A 13,490-nucleotide genomic window follows, 5' to 3' on the forward strand; every position below is an offset into this window, starting at 1 on the left:
GAATATTTTATTTTTCTTCTATTCCTTGAGGATTGTATGGCAACAGATAATCCAAGAGCAGTTGATGATTTAACATTATCTAAATCTAAAAAAGACCCGCTTAACCGTGTGGTTTTTTATATTTCAGCTCTAATCATTTTAATCTTTTCTCTCGTTACTTTTTTATTTAACGATTTCGCAAATCGAACCATTAACACCGTCCTTGCGTGGGTAACGTCAACCTTTGGCTGGTACTATTTACTGGCTGCAACGCTGTATATGGTGTTTGTAATTTTCATTGCCTGCTCACGGTATGGTGAGATTAAACTTGGCCCTAAACACTCAAAGCCTGAGTTTAGTTTACTGAGTTGGTCCGCCATGCTGTTTTCGGCAGGTATTGGTATCGATTTAATGTTCTTCTCGGTGGCTGAGCCATTATCTCATTATATGCAGCCGCCTGTCGGCGTAGGCCAGACCTATGAAGCGGCACGCCAAAGTATGGTGTGGACGCTGTTTCACTATGGTTTGACCGGATGGTGTATGTATGCCTTGATTGGTATGGCACTTGGTTATTTCAGTTATCGCTATAACTTGCCGCTTACCATTCGTTCTGCACTTTACCCAATTTTTGGGAATAGGATTAATGGGGCCATTGGCCATAGTGTAGATACTGCCGCCGTCATCGGAACAATTTTTGGTATTGCGACCACCTGCGGGATTGGCGTGGTACAGCTGAACTATGGTTTACATGTTTTATTAGGACTGCCAGAGAATATCTGGATGCAGTTTGCACTCATTGCTATTGCAGTCGGTATTAGTATTATTTCAGTGACATCTGGGGTGAATAAAGGCCTTCGGATTTTGTCTGAAATCAATATTTATGTATCGATTGGTCTTTTACTGTTTATTTTGTTCTTGGGCAATACCGAGTTTTTACTCAATGCGCTGGTACAAAATATTGGTGATTATTTAACTCGCTTCCCAACCTTAGCCTTACAAAGTTTTGCTTTTGAGCAACCTAAAGATTGGATGAGCAGTTGGACCTTGTTCTTCTGGGCATGGTGGATTGCTTGGTCGCCATTTGTAGGTTTGTTTTTGGCCCGTATTTCTAGAGGCCGTACTATTCGTGAGTTTGTGTGCGGGACTTTAATTATTCCTCTGTTATTTACCTTAACCTGGTTATCCATTTTTGGTAATAGCGCATTGCACAGTGTGATTTTTGAAGGCAACCAGACTTTAGCTGCAACGGTATTATCTAATCCGGCACATGGTTTTTATGACCTGTTAGCGCAGTACCCGGGTTTTACCTTTATTGCTTCAGTCGCAACAGTAACGGGCCTTTTATTCTATGTGACTTCTGCCGATTCGGGGGCATTGGTTTTAGGTAACTTCACGACCAAGCTTACCCATATTGATAATGATGCGCCGCGTTGGTTAAGCGTGTTTTGGGCAATTGCCATTGGGTTATTAACGCTCGCTATGCTGATGACCAACGGGATTACCGCTTTGCAGAATGCAACCATTATTATGGGACTGCCGTTTAGTTTCGTGATGTTCCTTGTCATGGCGGGGCTTTATAAGTCGCTCAGGCTTGAAGACTATAGGCATGCCAGTCGAAGTATGAACGCGGCACCTGTGGTGGGTAATGTCGACATTCTCAATTGGAAACAGCGTTTGACTCGGGTTATGCATCATCCGGGAACGACTGAAACCAGACGAATGCTCGATACCGTTTGCAAACCTGCCGTTCAAGCTGTTGCTGATGAACTCATTAAGCAAGGTATGAACGTAGATGTGCAGCAAACACCACTTGAAGATGAAGAGGCGCTATATCACCTCGATATCACTATTCATTTGGAAGAAGAGCAAAACTTCGTTTATCAGATTTGGCCTGTCCGTTATAGTGCGCCTAACTTTAGTCAGCGTGTAAAACGAGGCAAACAGTTCTATTACCGTCTCGAAACCTATCTTTATGAAGGTTCTCAAGACAACGACCTTGTGGGTTACAGTAAAGAACAGGTTATTAATGACATTTTAGATAAATATGAAAGACATATGACGTTCTTGCATATTAATCGTATTAGCCCTGGGAACCGTCCATTATTCCCAGATCCACAAGCTTAAGGGGAATATGCATGGTTTCACCATATCTGCATTCTTTTGCTTTATTTTTCTCTTTGCTCAATCCTTTTTTAATGAGCATTTATATGATTGGCCTCATCCGCCATTCAGAAACCAAGGTATTTAACAAAGCTTTAATTCAGGGGAGTTTGATTGCTTATATCGTCTTTATGCTGTTTGCATGGGGCGGTGAAGCAATCTTTAGTAAATACCTGAATGTACGCTTTGAGGCTTTCCAGATTTTTGGTGGTCTTATCTTTTTGGTGATTGGTTACCGCTATGTGTTTCAGGGTGCAGATACCATTGGTGAAATGCGCGGCGCACCTGAACATTTGGCCGGCACTATTGCCATGCCTTTTATGATTGGGCCGGGAACCATTAGTGCAGCTGTGGTGACAGGTATTGAAATGTCGATTGGTGCTGCGGCACTTGTGATCGGGTTTACCATGTTTTTAACATGCAGTATTTTGATCTTGATGAAATTTTCACATGATCATTTGCGTTACAAACATGCAAAATATATCGATCGCTATTTCGATATTGTCGGGCGTTTATCTGCTTTATTAATCGGTACGATTGCTGTTGATATGATTATTAATGGCGTTACCGGACTGATTCATAAAGTATAGCGAACCTCATATAAAACGATGCTGTGTCATTTAAAATGGAACAAAATGGCATAGCATCTTTAGTTTATTTTTGGTTGCTTCTCAGCTTTTTATTTAAGAAAAACTAAAAAATAATTAAAAATAATAGTTTAAAAAATATTCGTTCAAAAAAGAATTAACAATATTAAAAAATACGATGCTATGTTGTGGATTTAAGCATGTTTTTTTTGTGAATTATCAACCATAATGTTTTCTGAGCTTGTTTGAGACAGAGTTGAGTCATGCCTACATTAGATGAAATGACAACCGTAACTGATGATCAGTCAGAATTAACCATGTCAGTTTTAATGACACCGGACATGGCAAATTTTTCAGGTAATGTTCATGGTGGAACAATTCTAAAGTTGCTAGACCAAGTGGCCTATGCTTGTGCAAGTCGTTATTCAGGCAGCTATGTCGTAACGTTGTCTGTAGACAAAGTAAATTTTAAAGAACCTATTTATGTGGGTGAACTCGTTACATTTTTAGCGAGTGTGAACCATGTGGGACGTACTTCAATGGAAGTGGGTATCCGTGTGGAAGCTCAAAATATTCAAAAGCGTACCGTTCGTCATACCAATAGCTGTTATTTCACTATGGTTGCGGTTGATGAGCATGGTAAACCACGCGAAGTGCCTAAATTAAATTTAGATACCGAGTGGAAACGTTGCCGATTTGAAGCAGCTGAACATCGTAAGGTGTTGCGCCTACAAGAGAATCATAACCCTTCTTGTAGCATGTATAAGAAAACTTCTTAAAAAAAAAGATCGAACCGCAGCATGGTTCGATCTTTTTCTTCACCGAAATTTAACGTCCTGTTTCGTTTCAGTAAAATTATCTCTGAGCTTGGAGGAGAGTGCAGAGATAATTAACGAGTTGCAGGAGCAGCTTCAGAAGCAGAACCTACAGCGTCAGAAGCAGCATTTGCAGTGTTTGCTTGCTCTTGAGTTGAAACAACAACTTTTTCTTCACCAGCAGTGTTATGTGCTTGGTCGTGCTTAGAAGCAGCGAAAGTTGAAGCAGCAGTTAAAGCTAGTGTAGTAGCGAGTAAAGTTTTAGCTAATTTCATTTTATGGCATCCTTAAATTCATTAAAAAATAAATCAAACCTAATCGTTCTGACCTACATAGAACATATAGGGCTGAATGATTAAGCTAGGACACATGCTAAGCCGAGCTTGGGATTACATCAATTAACTTAACAATCTATTACGCCTATCTTAACAATATGAAATATAACGTCCGTTTATGTGCGTCTACTGTAAAATTAAAGCGCTACTTGAGCGCTAAAAATGTGAAAGAATATTTCGTATTGAGTAAAAAAAAAGCAAGTTAGTTACGTAAACAAAACACTTTGGCATGAATTGTGAATGTCTATAAATAGGATATTTCGTTTAATTGTTATTTTTCTAAAGTTAATTTAGATAATTGATGAGATGCATGTCACATATTTGGTGCTTTAGCCTGATAATTGAAAAGTATATCTTCAAAGTGAAAAATTATTTTCATGCTACTTAAACAGTGATATACCTTTCTTAGTTTTTAAACCTTGTTGATTTGAGCCGCTTGTGAAACTGATTGCCCAAAAAACTGTTCCTACCCATATTATTTCAGGGTTTTTAGGAGCAGGGAAAACGACATTATTGCAACATTTATTAAGTCAGAAACCGAAAGATGAAGTGTGGGCTGTCTTAATGAATGAATTTGGGCAAATCGGAGTCGATCAACAACTTCTACCTCAAGATCAAGGCTATGCAGTCAAAGAACTATTGGGCGGCTGTTTATGTTGTAGTAGCCAACTCCCAATGCATATTGCTTTGGCTCGCTTGTTAAGTGAACAAAAGCCAGACCGACTCTTTATTGAACCTACAGGGCTTGGGCATCCTTCGCAATTATTTGATCAGTTAACTGAACCGCATTGGCAAAACAGCTTAGCTATGCGTGCACTAGTGACTGTGGTTGATGGTAGTCGTTTGCATGACACCAATTGGGTCAAGCAAAACTTATATGAAGACCAATTAAAAGCTGCACAGATTGTGGTGGTCTCTCATGCCGATACCATGACTTTTGAAGATGAACAAGCACTTGTTGAGCTTAAAGAAGAATACCAACCTTATCAGCAGCAATGGCTAAAGACTGAACATGGTCAACTTGAACTGGCGCAAATTGATGTGTCTGCTCGTTTAACTGCACGCTCTATACAGCCTTTACTCAAGCTGCAAAAGCAAATGACTGAAGCCGAAGTTGCAAAAGAAATTCACCAACTGCCTTATCATTATGTTGAGTCGGCGCAGGGTTATATGGTCGCGGGTTGGAAATTTCCTAAGCGTTGGAAATTTGAGTTTTATGCTTTGCTCGATGTGTTGTGTGCACAGCAAGACTGGCTACGTATTAAGGGAATTTTTAATACAGATCAGGGATGGAAGACCTTTAACTTTAATCCTGAGCAGTTTAACTATAAGTCTGGTGAAGAGGGCATTGATAACCGCATTGAAATGATTAGCCAACATGAACATGACTGGCTGGCATTTGAAACTGAACTATTAGCTTGCAGAATTGAACAATAGAGAACATTGAAATACTTCAATATTCTCTATGAGAGATTTAATTTTTTATATTAAGTACTTGTTTCGCTTGTGCATGATCGATGTCTTTTTCCCAATGGGCAATGACTACGGTCGCTACACAGTTACCAATTAAGTTGGTGCAGGCACGGATAATTCCGATAAACCAGTCTACAGATAGTAAAAGTACCAAACCAATTGCAGGTAAACTTGGAATTACGGAAAGTGTTGCAGCAAGAATCACTAAGGCTGACCCCGGAATGCCGTGTGCGCCTTTCGATGTAATAAGCGAAACCAATAAAATAGCCAGCAAGTCGTGCATGGAGAGATTGATATTGCAGGCCTGTGCAATAAAGATCACGCCTAATGTTAAATAAATTGAAAAGCCGTCTAAATTAAAAGAGTAACCGGTAGGAATCACCAGACCGACTGTTGAATCTTTAATTCCCAAGTTTTTAAGCTTTTTCATGATTTGGGGTAAAACGGAATCAGAAGAGGCTGTCCCTAAAACAATAGCGAGTTCATCTTTAAAATAGCCGACAAATTTAAAGATATTCAGTCCGGTGAGTTTTAAAATTGAACCCAAAATAATGACAACAAATAAAATGCAAGTCGCATAAAAGAGTAAAACTAAATAACCGAGTTGCAGGAGTGAATCTAATCCAAATTTTGCAGTGGTATAAGCAACTGAACCAAATACACCAATTGGTGCCAAGCGAATAATGAGTCCCATAATTTTAAAGAAGACTTCCGAAAAAGCTTCAAGCGCTTGACGGACCAACTCTGCTAAATGTTTAGGAATTAACAGTAGGGAAACGCCAAATAAAATAGCGATGAGTAAAACTTGTAAAATATCGCCGTTAGCAAAAGCGGCAGTAAATGTTTTCGGAATAATATTGAGTAAAAACTCCGAACCTGTATGCATGTCATGAGCACGTTCGGTATAGGTACTTAAATCTTTAGCATCTAAATGAGTAATATCGATATTCATACCGACGCCCGGTTTAAAGACATAAGCAACAATAATTCCCAAAATTAAAGCAATACTCGTGACCACTTCAAAATAAAGAATCGTTTTTGCACCGACTTTGCCCATTTTTTTAATATCGTTTGCACCATAGATTCCCAGTACCACTACACAGAATACAATCGGGGCAATCAACATTTTAATGAGAGAAATAAAACCATCACCAAGAGGTTTTAAAGCTAGGGAGAAATCATGAAAAGCAAGACCTACTGCAATACCGAGGAAGAGAGCGCAGAGGACTTGTAGGAATAAACTACGTTTAAGTTTTTGCCACATAAGTCATCAAATCAAGAGAGGAATACAACCCCTTTCAAGCAAAAAGCCCGCCAACTTTGAAAGTGGTTAGATGTTTTGAAATAAGATGCAAATGGAGAGGATAAGAGGTTTTACATTACTGAGTTTTTTCTATAATTTTTTAATTAAAATCGAGTATTCTTAGCGCCAAATTTTTGGACATATTAACTATGGCGCTTAAAGCAACAATTTATAAAGCAGATCTGAATATTGCCAATATGGATGACCATATTTATGGCGATTATCAACTGACGCTTGCCTTACATCCTTCTGAAACTTTAGAACGATTAATGGTTCGTGTCATGGCTTTTGCACGTTTCGCAAGTGATAGCCTTGAGTTTACCAAAGACCTTTTTGAAACCGATGAGCCTGCACTTTGGCAAAAAGACTTAACAGGACAGTTAGAAACCTGGATTGAAGTTGGTTTACCGTCTGAAGATAAAGTGAAAAAAGCCAGTGCTCGTTGTAAAACTGTGGCAATTGTCGCTTATGGTTCACAAGTTGAAGATTGGTGGAAGAGAAACAGTAAAATTAAAACATTGAGTAATGTCCAAGTTTGGCAGCTAGCGCCTGAAAGTACAGCAGAGTTAGAGCAGCTTTGTGAGCGTACCATGCAGCTTCAGTTAAATGTTATGGACAACGAATGGACTTTGTTAAGTGACAAGGGCCAAGCGAATGTCGTGTGGACCCAATTACAGTAAAACTGAAAAGCGCAACAAATTTTACAAATTCACTTGTTAGACTAAAGATCAAGTCTGAGCTGTGAAATTAAACGAACGGGAATATTATGATCACTGAATTAGAAATTATCGATTTAAAAGTAGGCGAAGGTAAAGAAGCGGTTAAAGGTGCCTTAATTACGACTCACTATACAGGTTGGTTAGAAGACGGCACTAAATTCGACTCTTCCCTTGACCGCGGAAATTATTTCGAGTGTGTTATTGGTACAGGCCGTGTGATTAAAGGTTGGGACCAAGGCATTATGGGAATGAAAGTTGGCGGAAAACGTAAACTTATGGTTCCTGCTCATTTGGCTTATGGCGAACGCAAAATGGGTAAAATTATTCCGGCAAACTCAAATTTGATTTTTGAAATTGAATTATTTGATGTAAAAACTCGCGATGATTGAAATCAAACCGTTTAGAGCTCGACTTTATCTATAAGCTTTAAATATAAATATATTCGATATTTATATTTTAGCTTTTTAAATATTTAAGATTATTTTCAGTTTATTTAATTATAAAGGTGAACTGAAAAACTGTTCTGTTGGAGCAGTTTGAACTTAAGGACTAAATAAATGTGAATTTTAGTTCTTAAGTTTAAATTTCACATAAATAATCTATATTGCTATTGAGACGCTATTTCATGATTACCCGCTTTGCATCTCCTTTGTTGAACCTCACGCTTGGCTTGGCTCTAGCAGGCTTGTCAGGTATGGCATTAGCTAACCCACCTAAAATAGATGCTTCAACACTTACGGTCATTGGGTATCATGAAATTACCGATACTAAAAATGCCTTAATTCCTCAATATGCGGTCACCACTCAACAATTTACTGAGCATGTCGATTGGCTGCAAAAAAATGGCTTCCATTTTATTACCGTAGACCAGTTAATCCGTGCTCATCAGGGCAAGGCAGCACTTCCAACCAAGCCAGTTTTATTAACTGTAGATGATGGTTATCAGTCTTTTTACCAAAATGCGTATCCTGTTATTAAGGCTAAAAAAATCCCAGTAGTACTTGCCGTAGTGGGTTCATGGTTAGAGCCAAAAGCAGGGCAGAAAGTCGATTTTTCGGGTGAAGAAATTCCACGTGATAAAATCTTAAGCTGGGGTGAGCTCAAAGAAATGCAAGATAGCGGTTTTGTTGAAATCGCAAGCCATAGCTATCATTTACACCGCGGTATTACAGGCAACCCACAAGGGAACTCTGAACCAGCGGCAACGACACGTTTTTATGATGTAAAAACTAAAACTTATGAAAATGACAGCCAATATCAGGCTCGTATTTATAATGATTTAAAAAAGAATAATCAGCTACTTAAAGAGCATGGTATACGTTCACCACGTATTATGGTGTGGCCATATGGTCGCTATAATATGCAAACGGTCCAAATTGCTAAAAAGCTTGGTATGCCAATTACCATCACGCTTGATGATGGCGCAGACCATGCGAAACAATCTCTACAAAATATGAGCCGTATTTTGGTAGAGGGCGGAATGAGTACTAATGATTTGGCTCAAGAGATTAAGAACCGTGAATTAAACTTAACGGATAACAACCGTCCGCAAAAAATCATGCATATTGATCTCGACTATATTTATGATCCGGATCCGCAACAACAAGAACGAAATTTAGGCCACTTGTTAGACCGAATTAATGCGATGGGTGTAAATACAGTTTATTTGCAGGCATTTTCAGATCCGGATGCTAATGGTTCTGCCGATATGGTATATTTCCCGAACCGTCATATCCCAATGCGTGCGGACTTGTTTAACCGTGTAGCATGGCAAATTCAAACCCGTACGCCTGTAAGCCGTATTTATGCTTGGATGCCTTTATTGGCTTGGGAATTACCAAAAACTGATCCGGTATCAAAAGATTTAGTCGTGACAGAGCAGGCAAAAGCTGGTGAACACTTAAATATGGGGTATATCCGTTTAAGTCCGTTCTCACCAGAGGCACGCCAAACTATTCGTGAGATTTATCAAGATTTGGCTAAGTCAGCATCTTTCAATGGAATTTTATTCCATGACGATGTCACATTATCTGATTATGAAGATGCAAGCCCAGATGCATTAAAAGCTTATGCGAAACAAGGCTTACCAACAGATTTGGCAAAAATCCGTGAAAACGATCAAGATTTGCAAAAATGGACTGCATATAAGACAAAATATCTAGATGATTTTGCAATGCAACTTGTTGAAGACGTGCGACAATATGAACCGTTCTTGCTTACAGCTCGTAACTTATACGCGCAAGTTGCCTTAAAACCATATGCGGAAAACTGGTATTCACAATCGCTTGAAGAGTCATTAAGACGTTATGATTTTACGGCTATTATGGCAATGCCTTATATGGAGCAGGTCGATAACGCCGATCAATTTTATAAAGACATGATTGATCGTGTGAAAAAATATCCAAACGGCATTAAGAAAACAGTTTTTGAGCTACAGGCAACAAACTGGCGCAACAACGAAAAGGTACCGTCAACAGAAATGGCAGCAACAATTCACTCACTTTATCAGCAAGGTGCAATGCACGTTGCATACTATCCAGATGACCCAATCAAAGATCATCCGGACGTGAACGTGATGCATAAAGCATTTGCTGAAAAATCATCTCGTCTTGTGCCATAGGCGAGGCTGAAACATGACAATCTTTGCTGCTATATGGTCGCATGCCTTAAAATTCGTTTTCTATTATCCATTATTCATGTCGTATTTATGGATGATTGGCGCGATCATTTTCTATTGGAAGGAACGTAAAGCTCCGCCTTATGATCAGCCAGCTCCATTAGAAAGCTATCCTAAAGTTGCTGTGCTTATTCCTTGTTTTAATGAAGGGGATAATGCAGAGGAAACGATTACTCATGCTTTAAAACTGGATTATCCTCATTTTGAAGTGATTGCGATTAATGATGGCAGTTCGGATAATACAGGTGAAGTGCTGGATCGGTTAGCTGAACAACATGAAAAACTCCGTGTTGTTCATCTTGCACAAAACCAAGGTAAAGCCATGGGGTTGCAAGCCGGAAGCTTAATGACCGATGCCGAGTTTTTAATTGGTATTGATGGTGATGCTTTACTTGACCCGCATGCAGCAAAGTGGATGGTTCGTCATTTTCTTCAAAATCCGACTGTTGCAGCCGTGACGGGTAACCCACGTATCCGTACCCGTTCAACTTTATTAGGTCGTATTCAGGTTGGTGAGTTTTCTTCGATTGTCGGCATGATTAAACGTGCTCAGCGTACCTTTGGCCGTTTATTTACCGTATCTGGTGTTATTACGGCTTTTCGTAAGAGCGCTGTTCACCAAGTGGACTATTGGTCACCTAATATGTTGACCGAAGACATCGATATTACTTGGAAATTGCAACGTGCCGGCTGGGACATTCGTTTTGAACCGAATGCCTTGGTTTGGATTTTAATGCCTGAAACTTTAAACGGTTTGTGGAAACAACGTTTACGTTGGGCAATGGGTGGAGCACAGGTATTAATTAAAAATATTGATGTGTTCACTAAACCAAAATTGAATTTTTTATGGCCTTTAATGTTTGAGCTTTGCTTAACTTTAGTCTGGTCATATTTAATGCTGGCGATGGCTTTGTTGTGGTTGGTACATTTTATTTTACCGGTCCCTGCATTAGCCGTTGTGAGCTCTCCATTTTTACCGTATGGTAGCGGTATTTTATTGGGGGCAACCTGTCTCATTCAGTTTGCTTTAAGCAAATGGATGGATAGTCGTTATGAACCGCATCTCGGAAAAAACTATTTCTGGATGATCTGGTATCCATTGGTCTTTTGGCTAATCACCATCTCGGCAACTATTGTGGCATTTCCAAAAGTCTTACGACGTGGAGATGAGAAACGTGCGCGTTGGGTGAGCCCGGATCGGGGCATTCGTGGATGAAATGCAAGAGTCATGAGATTTTAAAGATCGTGCTGTATTGATGTCTGGGGAAAAACCACAGCACTTCGTTAGGTAAAGAGAAATGAAGACAAATTCGTTGATTATTGATTTACGCCGTCAATTGCCATGGCATAAACGCTATGCTTCTACAACAAGCACAGCCATGATGTGGGCGGCTTGGTTGTTGTTGTGGCGTCCATTCGTGTTTATCTGGGTATTGGCTGAGCTGCAAAAAACTCATTTAGTACATCGTCTGTTCAGTGCATTCGGTGTAGGTATTGAACATGGTATTACAGCGCTGATTGCTTGTGCAGTCGGGTTGCTACTCTGGAGTCATGTATTGCCTGAACGTCGTGTAGAAGGTAGTGAACTTAACATGAAACAGACAGATGACTATGCGCGCTATTTTGATTTGCCTGTGCAAGAAATTGAGCAGGGCCGTAGCCAAAAAATTACGGTCGTTCACCATAATGAATTTGGTAAAATCATTAGAGTTGAATAAAGTACATTTATAGAAGAAAGCCCACATCATGTGGGCTTTTTTTTCGCTAATTTCGGTATATCCATAAGTTTTAAACTGTAGAGCGCAGTGCTTGAGTAGGACTTATTTACCTTTAAAAACAGGAGGTCTTTTTTGCAGCATGGCAAAAACACCTTCTTGAACATCTTCTGTTGTGAGTAAAGGCTGAAGATGGTTTTGCAGTTGATTAAACGCTACTTCGTAACCTTCATTGACTGCTTCGCGAGCAGAGGCGAGAGTCGCTTTTACAGCAAGTGGTGCAGCTTGCGCGATATGTTCAGCAAGTTCTATGGCACGTTTAAGCTCTGTACCTTCTGGACATATTTCTGTAATAAGGTTCATGTCAAAAGCAGCTTTGGCATCGAAAGAGTCACCAGTGAGCAAATAACGCATGGCTTTGGCCCAACCCGCGGCTTGAGTAAAACGTGCAGTTGCTCCGCCAAAAGGTAAGATGCCACGTTGAACTTCCATTTGAGCAAATTGGGTATTTTCACTCGCAATCGCAATATCAGCATTGAGAAAGAGTTCTATACCAGCGGTATAGCAATAACCCTGCACTGCCACTATCAAAGGTTTACTCAGTTTTCGTCCAACTGTACCCCAAGGGTTAATTTCGTTTTCACTAAAGTCAAAAACACCTGTAGCAAGCTTAGGTTGTAACTCAACCAAATCTAAGCCAGCTGTAAAATGGTCACCGTGAGCAAAAACAATCGCACAGCGCAGTGCGTCATTATTTTCATATTCAGTGAGCGCTAGTGATAAGTCTTTGATCATGTGACTATCAAAAGCATTACGTTTTGCTGCCCGATCTAAGCCAATTAAAAAAATATGTCCGCGAGTTTCACGGCTGACTTTTCCTTCTTGATTTGACATATTTTCATGCTCTTTTATTTGTCTTTCATTATCTTTTAAACAATCATTTAAAAACTAGCAAATAGAAATTGTTAGCAACTCGATCAGTATTTCTTTTGTCTGACTATTGAAATAAATCAATTTCATGCGAACAGGATAAATCCTTAGACAGTGTTATTTTCCATGATTTATTTAAATTAGCAGTTTGCTTCGCTTTATATTTTTCTCATAATACGCTGTCAAATTGATCTCAATAAGCAGCTTCTCTTATGTCTCCTCTAGAAATTTTCGCGGTCTTAATTAGCCTCATTGGAGTTGGATTAACGGTAATCCGTAATATGTGGTGCTGGCTGTTTAATTTCTTTGCTTTTGTCCTATATGCCTATTTGTTTTACGAATTTAAGCTTTATGGCGAAACGATTTTGCAGTTCTTTTTTATGGTCGTAAATTTTTATGGCTTTTACTATTGGCTCAAAGGAAAGCAGCAAGATCATGACATTCGAATTGAGCCTATTGCAGTTCAAACAGCTATCATTCAAATGATTATTGCCGCGGTAGGTGGTTTGCTCTTTGGTTTGGTGCTTAAAAACTTTACCGATGCGGCGGTGCCAATGCTTGACTCACAGCTTGCAGCATTTAGTTTGCTTGCAACTTACTGGACCAGCCGAAAGCATATTGCGACATGGATCCTTTGGGTATTTGTCGATATTGTTTATGTCGGCATGTTTATCTATAAAGATCTGTTTTTAACTTCAGCCTTATACGCAGCCTTTGTATTAATGGCAGCTTATGGTTGGTATCAATGGGAAAAGGTTAAAAGAAAGCAGAACTTAGGTGCTGGGCAGCTTTAATTG

The 13,490-nt window shown here is 39.5% G+C and carries 13 protein-coding genes; 10 read left to right on the forward strand and 3 right to left on the reverse strand.

Annotated features, from left to right (window positions below; translation table 11 throughout):
- Nucleotides 1-36 precede the first annotated feature (36 nt).
- From GO593_RS11005 to GO593_RS11015, 3 genes are all read left to right on the forward strand, one after another.
- Nucleotides 37-2,103: a choline transporter gene (locus GO593_RS11005; protein ID WP_000179784.1), complete on the forward strand. Its 2,067-nt coding sequence runs from the start codon at nucleotides 37-39 to the stop codon at nucleotides 2,101-2,103.
- Between the two features lie 11 nt (nucleotides 2,104-2,114).
- Nucleotides 2,115-2,729, forward strand: a complete 615-nt coding sequence (locus GO593_RS11010) for a MarC family protein (RefSeq protein WP_000254582.1) — start codon at nucleotides 2,115-2,117, stop codon at nucleotides 2,727-2,729.
- Nucleotides 2,730-2,989: 260 nt separating this feature from the next.
- Nucleotides 2,990-3,505, forward strand: coding sequence for an acyl-CoA thioesterase (locus GO593_RS11015; protein ID WP_001142469.1), 516 nt, complete (start codon nucleotides 2,990-2,992; stop codon nucleotides 3,503-3,505).
- A gap of 110 nt (nucleotides 3,506-3,615) precedes the next feature.
- On the opposite strand, the gene GO593_RS11020 is transcribed toward GO593_RS11015, so the two are convergent.
- The gene (locus GO593_RS11020) at nucleotides 3,616-3,816 is read right to left on the reverse strand and encodes a hypothetical protein (protein WP_000761577.1); all 201 of its coding nucleotides are present in this window, start codon (nucleotides 3,814-3,816) and stop codon (nucleotides 3,616-3,618) included.
- Nucleotides 3,817-4,314: 498 nt separating this feature from the next.
- On the opposite strand from GO593_RS11020, the gene GO593_RS11025 reads away from it, so the two are divergent.
- On the forward strand, nucleotides 4,315-5,313 hold the full coding sequence (locus GO593_RS11025) for a CobW family GTP-binding protein (protein WP_000766457.1): 999 nt from the start codon (nucleotides 4,315-4,317) through the stop codon (nucleotides 5,311-5,313).
- A 37-nt stretch (nucleotides 5,314-5,350) separates the two neighbouring features.
- On the opposite strand, the gene dctA is transcribed toward GO593_RS11025, so the two are convergent.
- Nucleotides 5,351-6,613, reverse strand: coding sequence for a C4-dicarboxylate transporter DctA (gene dctA, locus GO593_RS11030; protein ID WP_000267735.1), 1,263 nt, complete (start codon nucleotides 6,611-6,613; stop codon nucleotides 5,351-5,353).
- 188 nt (nucleotides 6,614-6,801) lie between these two features.
- Between dctA and GO593_RS11035 the strand changes: the two genes are divergently transcribed.
- The 5 genes from GO593_RS11035 (at nucleotide 6,802) to pgaD (ending at nucleotide 11,766) form a co-directional block, all read left to right on the forward strand.
- Complete coding sequence (locus tag GO593_RS11035; RefSeq protein ID WP_001185269.1) at nucleotides 6,802-7,332, forward strand: YaeQ family protein; 531 nt, start codon at nucleotides 6,802-6,804, stop codon at nucleotides 7,330-7,332.
- 86 nt (nucleotides 7,333-7,418) lie between these two features.
- On the forward strand, nucleotides 7,419-7,760 hold the full coding sequence (locus GO593_RS11040; protein ID WP_000627259.1) for an FKBP-type peptidyl-prolyl cis-trans isomerase: 342 nt from the start codon (nucleotides 7,419-7,421) through the stop codon (nucleotides 7,758-7,760).
- 236 nt (nucleotides 7,761-7,996) lie between these two features.
- Nucleotides 7,997-9,991 (forward strand): poly-beta-1,6-N-acetyl-D-glucosamine N-deacetylase PgaB, encoded by a 1,995-nt coding sequence (gene pgaB, locus GO593_RS11045; protein ID WP_000632823.1) that lies wholly within the window; start codon nucleotides 7,997-7,999, stop codon nucleotides 9,989-9,991.
- Between the two features lie 13 nt (nucleotides 9,992-10,004).
- The gene (pgaC, locus tag GO593_RS11050; protein ID WP_000151613.1) at nucleotides 10,005-11,264 is read left to right on the forward strand and encodes a poly-beta-1,6-N-acetyl-D-glucosamine synthase; all 1,260 of its coding nucleotides are present in this window, start codon (nucleotides 10,005-10,007) and stop codon (nucleotides 11,262-11,264) included.
- A gap of 82 nt (nucleotides 11,265-11,346) precedes the next feature.
- On the forward strand, nucleotides 11,347-11,766 hold the full coding sequence (gene pgaD, locus GO593_RS11055; RefSeq protein WP_000856365.1) for a poly-beta-1,6-N-acetyl-D-glucosamine biosynthesis protein PgaD: 420 nt from the start codon (nucleotides 11,347-11,349) through the stop codon (nucleotides 11,764-11,766).
- 102 nt (nucleotides 11,767-11,868) lie between these two features.
- On the opposite strand, the gene GO593_RS11060 is transcribed toward pgaD, so the two are convergent.
- Nucleotides 11,869-12,657 carry a crotonase/enoyl-CoA hydratase family protein gene (locus GO593_RS11060; RefSeq protein WP_000070458.1) on the reverse strand — a complete coding sequence of 263 codons (789 nt, stop codon included), beginning with the start codon at nucleotides 12,655-12,657 and terminating at the stop codon, nucleotides 11,869-11,871.
- Between the two features lie 248 nt (nucleotides 12,658-12,905).
- On the opposite strand from GO593_RS11060, the gene pnuC reads away from it, so the two are divergent.
- Nucleotides 12,906-13,487 carry a nicotinamide riboside transporter PnuC gene (pnuC, locus tag GO593_RS11065; protein WP_000074693.1) on the forward strand — a complete coding sequence of 194 codons (582 nt, stop codon included), beginning with the start codon at nucleotides 12,906-12,908 and terminating at the stop codon, nucleotides 13,485-13,487.
- Nucleotides 13,488-13,490 lie beyond the last annotated feature (3 nt).

This window comes from Acinetobacter baumannii (genome assembly GCF_009759685.1).
GTDB lineage: Bacteria > Pseudomonadota > Gammaproteobacteria > Pseudomonadales > Moraxellaceae > Acinetobacter > Acinetobacter baumannii.

Bases quoted from the DNA above. Each gene is read 5' to 3' on its own strand.
- GO593_RS11005 (WP_000179784.1), top strand. From the start codon at position 37: ATGGCAACAGATAATCCAAGAGCAGTTGATGATTTAACATTATCTAAA.
- GO593_RS11010 (WP_000254582.1), top strand. From the start codon at position 2,115: ATGGTTTCACCATATCTGCATTCTTTTGCTTTATTTTTCTCTTTGCTC.
- GO593_RS11015 (WP_001142469.1), top strand. From the start codon at position 2,990: ATGCCTACATTAGATGAAATGACAACCGTAACTGATGATCAGTCAGAA.
- GO593_RS11020 (WP_000761577.1), bottom strand. From the start codon at position 3,816: ATGAAATTAGCTAAAACTTTACTCGCTACTACACTAGCTTTAACTGCT.
- dctA (WP_000267735.1), bottom strand. From the start codon at position 6,613: ATGTGGCAAAAACTTAAACGTAGTTTATTCCTACAAGTCCTCTGCGCT.
- GO593_RS11035 (WP_001185269.1), top strand. From the start codon at position 6,802: ATGGCGCTTAAAGCAACAATTTATAAAGCAGATCTGAATATTGCCAAT.
- GO593_RS11040 (WP_000627259.1), top strand. From the start codon at position 7,419: ATGATCACTGAATTAGAAATTATCGATTTAAAAGTAGGCGAAGGTAAA.
- pgaB (WP_000632823.1), top strand. From the start codon at position 7,997: ATGATTACCCGCTTTGCATCTCCTTTGTTGAACCTCACGCTTGGCTTG.
- pgaC (WP_000151613.1), top strand. From the start codon at position 10,005: ATGACAATCTTTGCTGCTATATGGTCGCATGCCTTAAAATTCGTTTTC.
- pgaD (WP_000856365.1), top strand. From the start codon at position 11,347: ATGAAGACAAATTCGTTGATTATTGATTTACGCCGTCAATTGCCATGG.
- GO593_RS11060 (WP_000070458.1), bottom strand. From the start codon at position 12,657: ATGTCAAATCAAGAAGGAAAAGTCAGCCGTGAAACTCGCGGACATATT.
- pnuC (WP_000074693.1), top strand. From the start codon at position 12,906: ATGTCTCCTCTAGAAATTTTCGCGGTCTTAATTAGCCTCATTGGAGTT.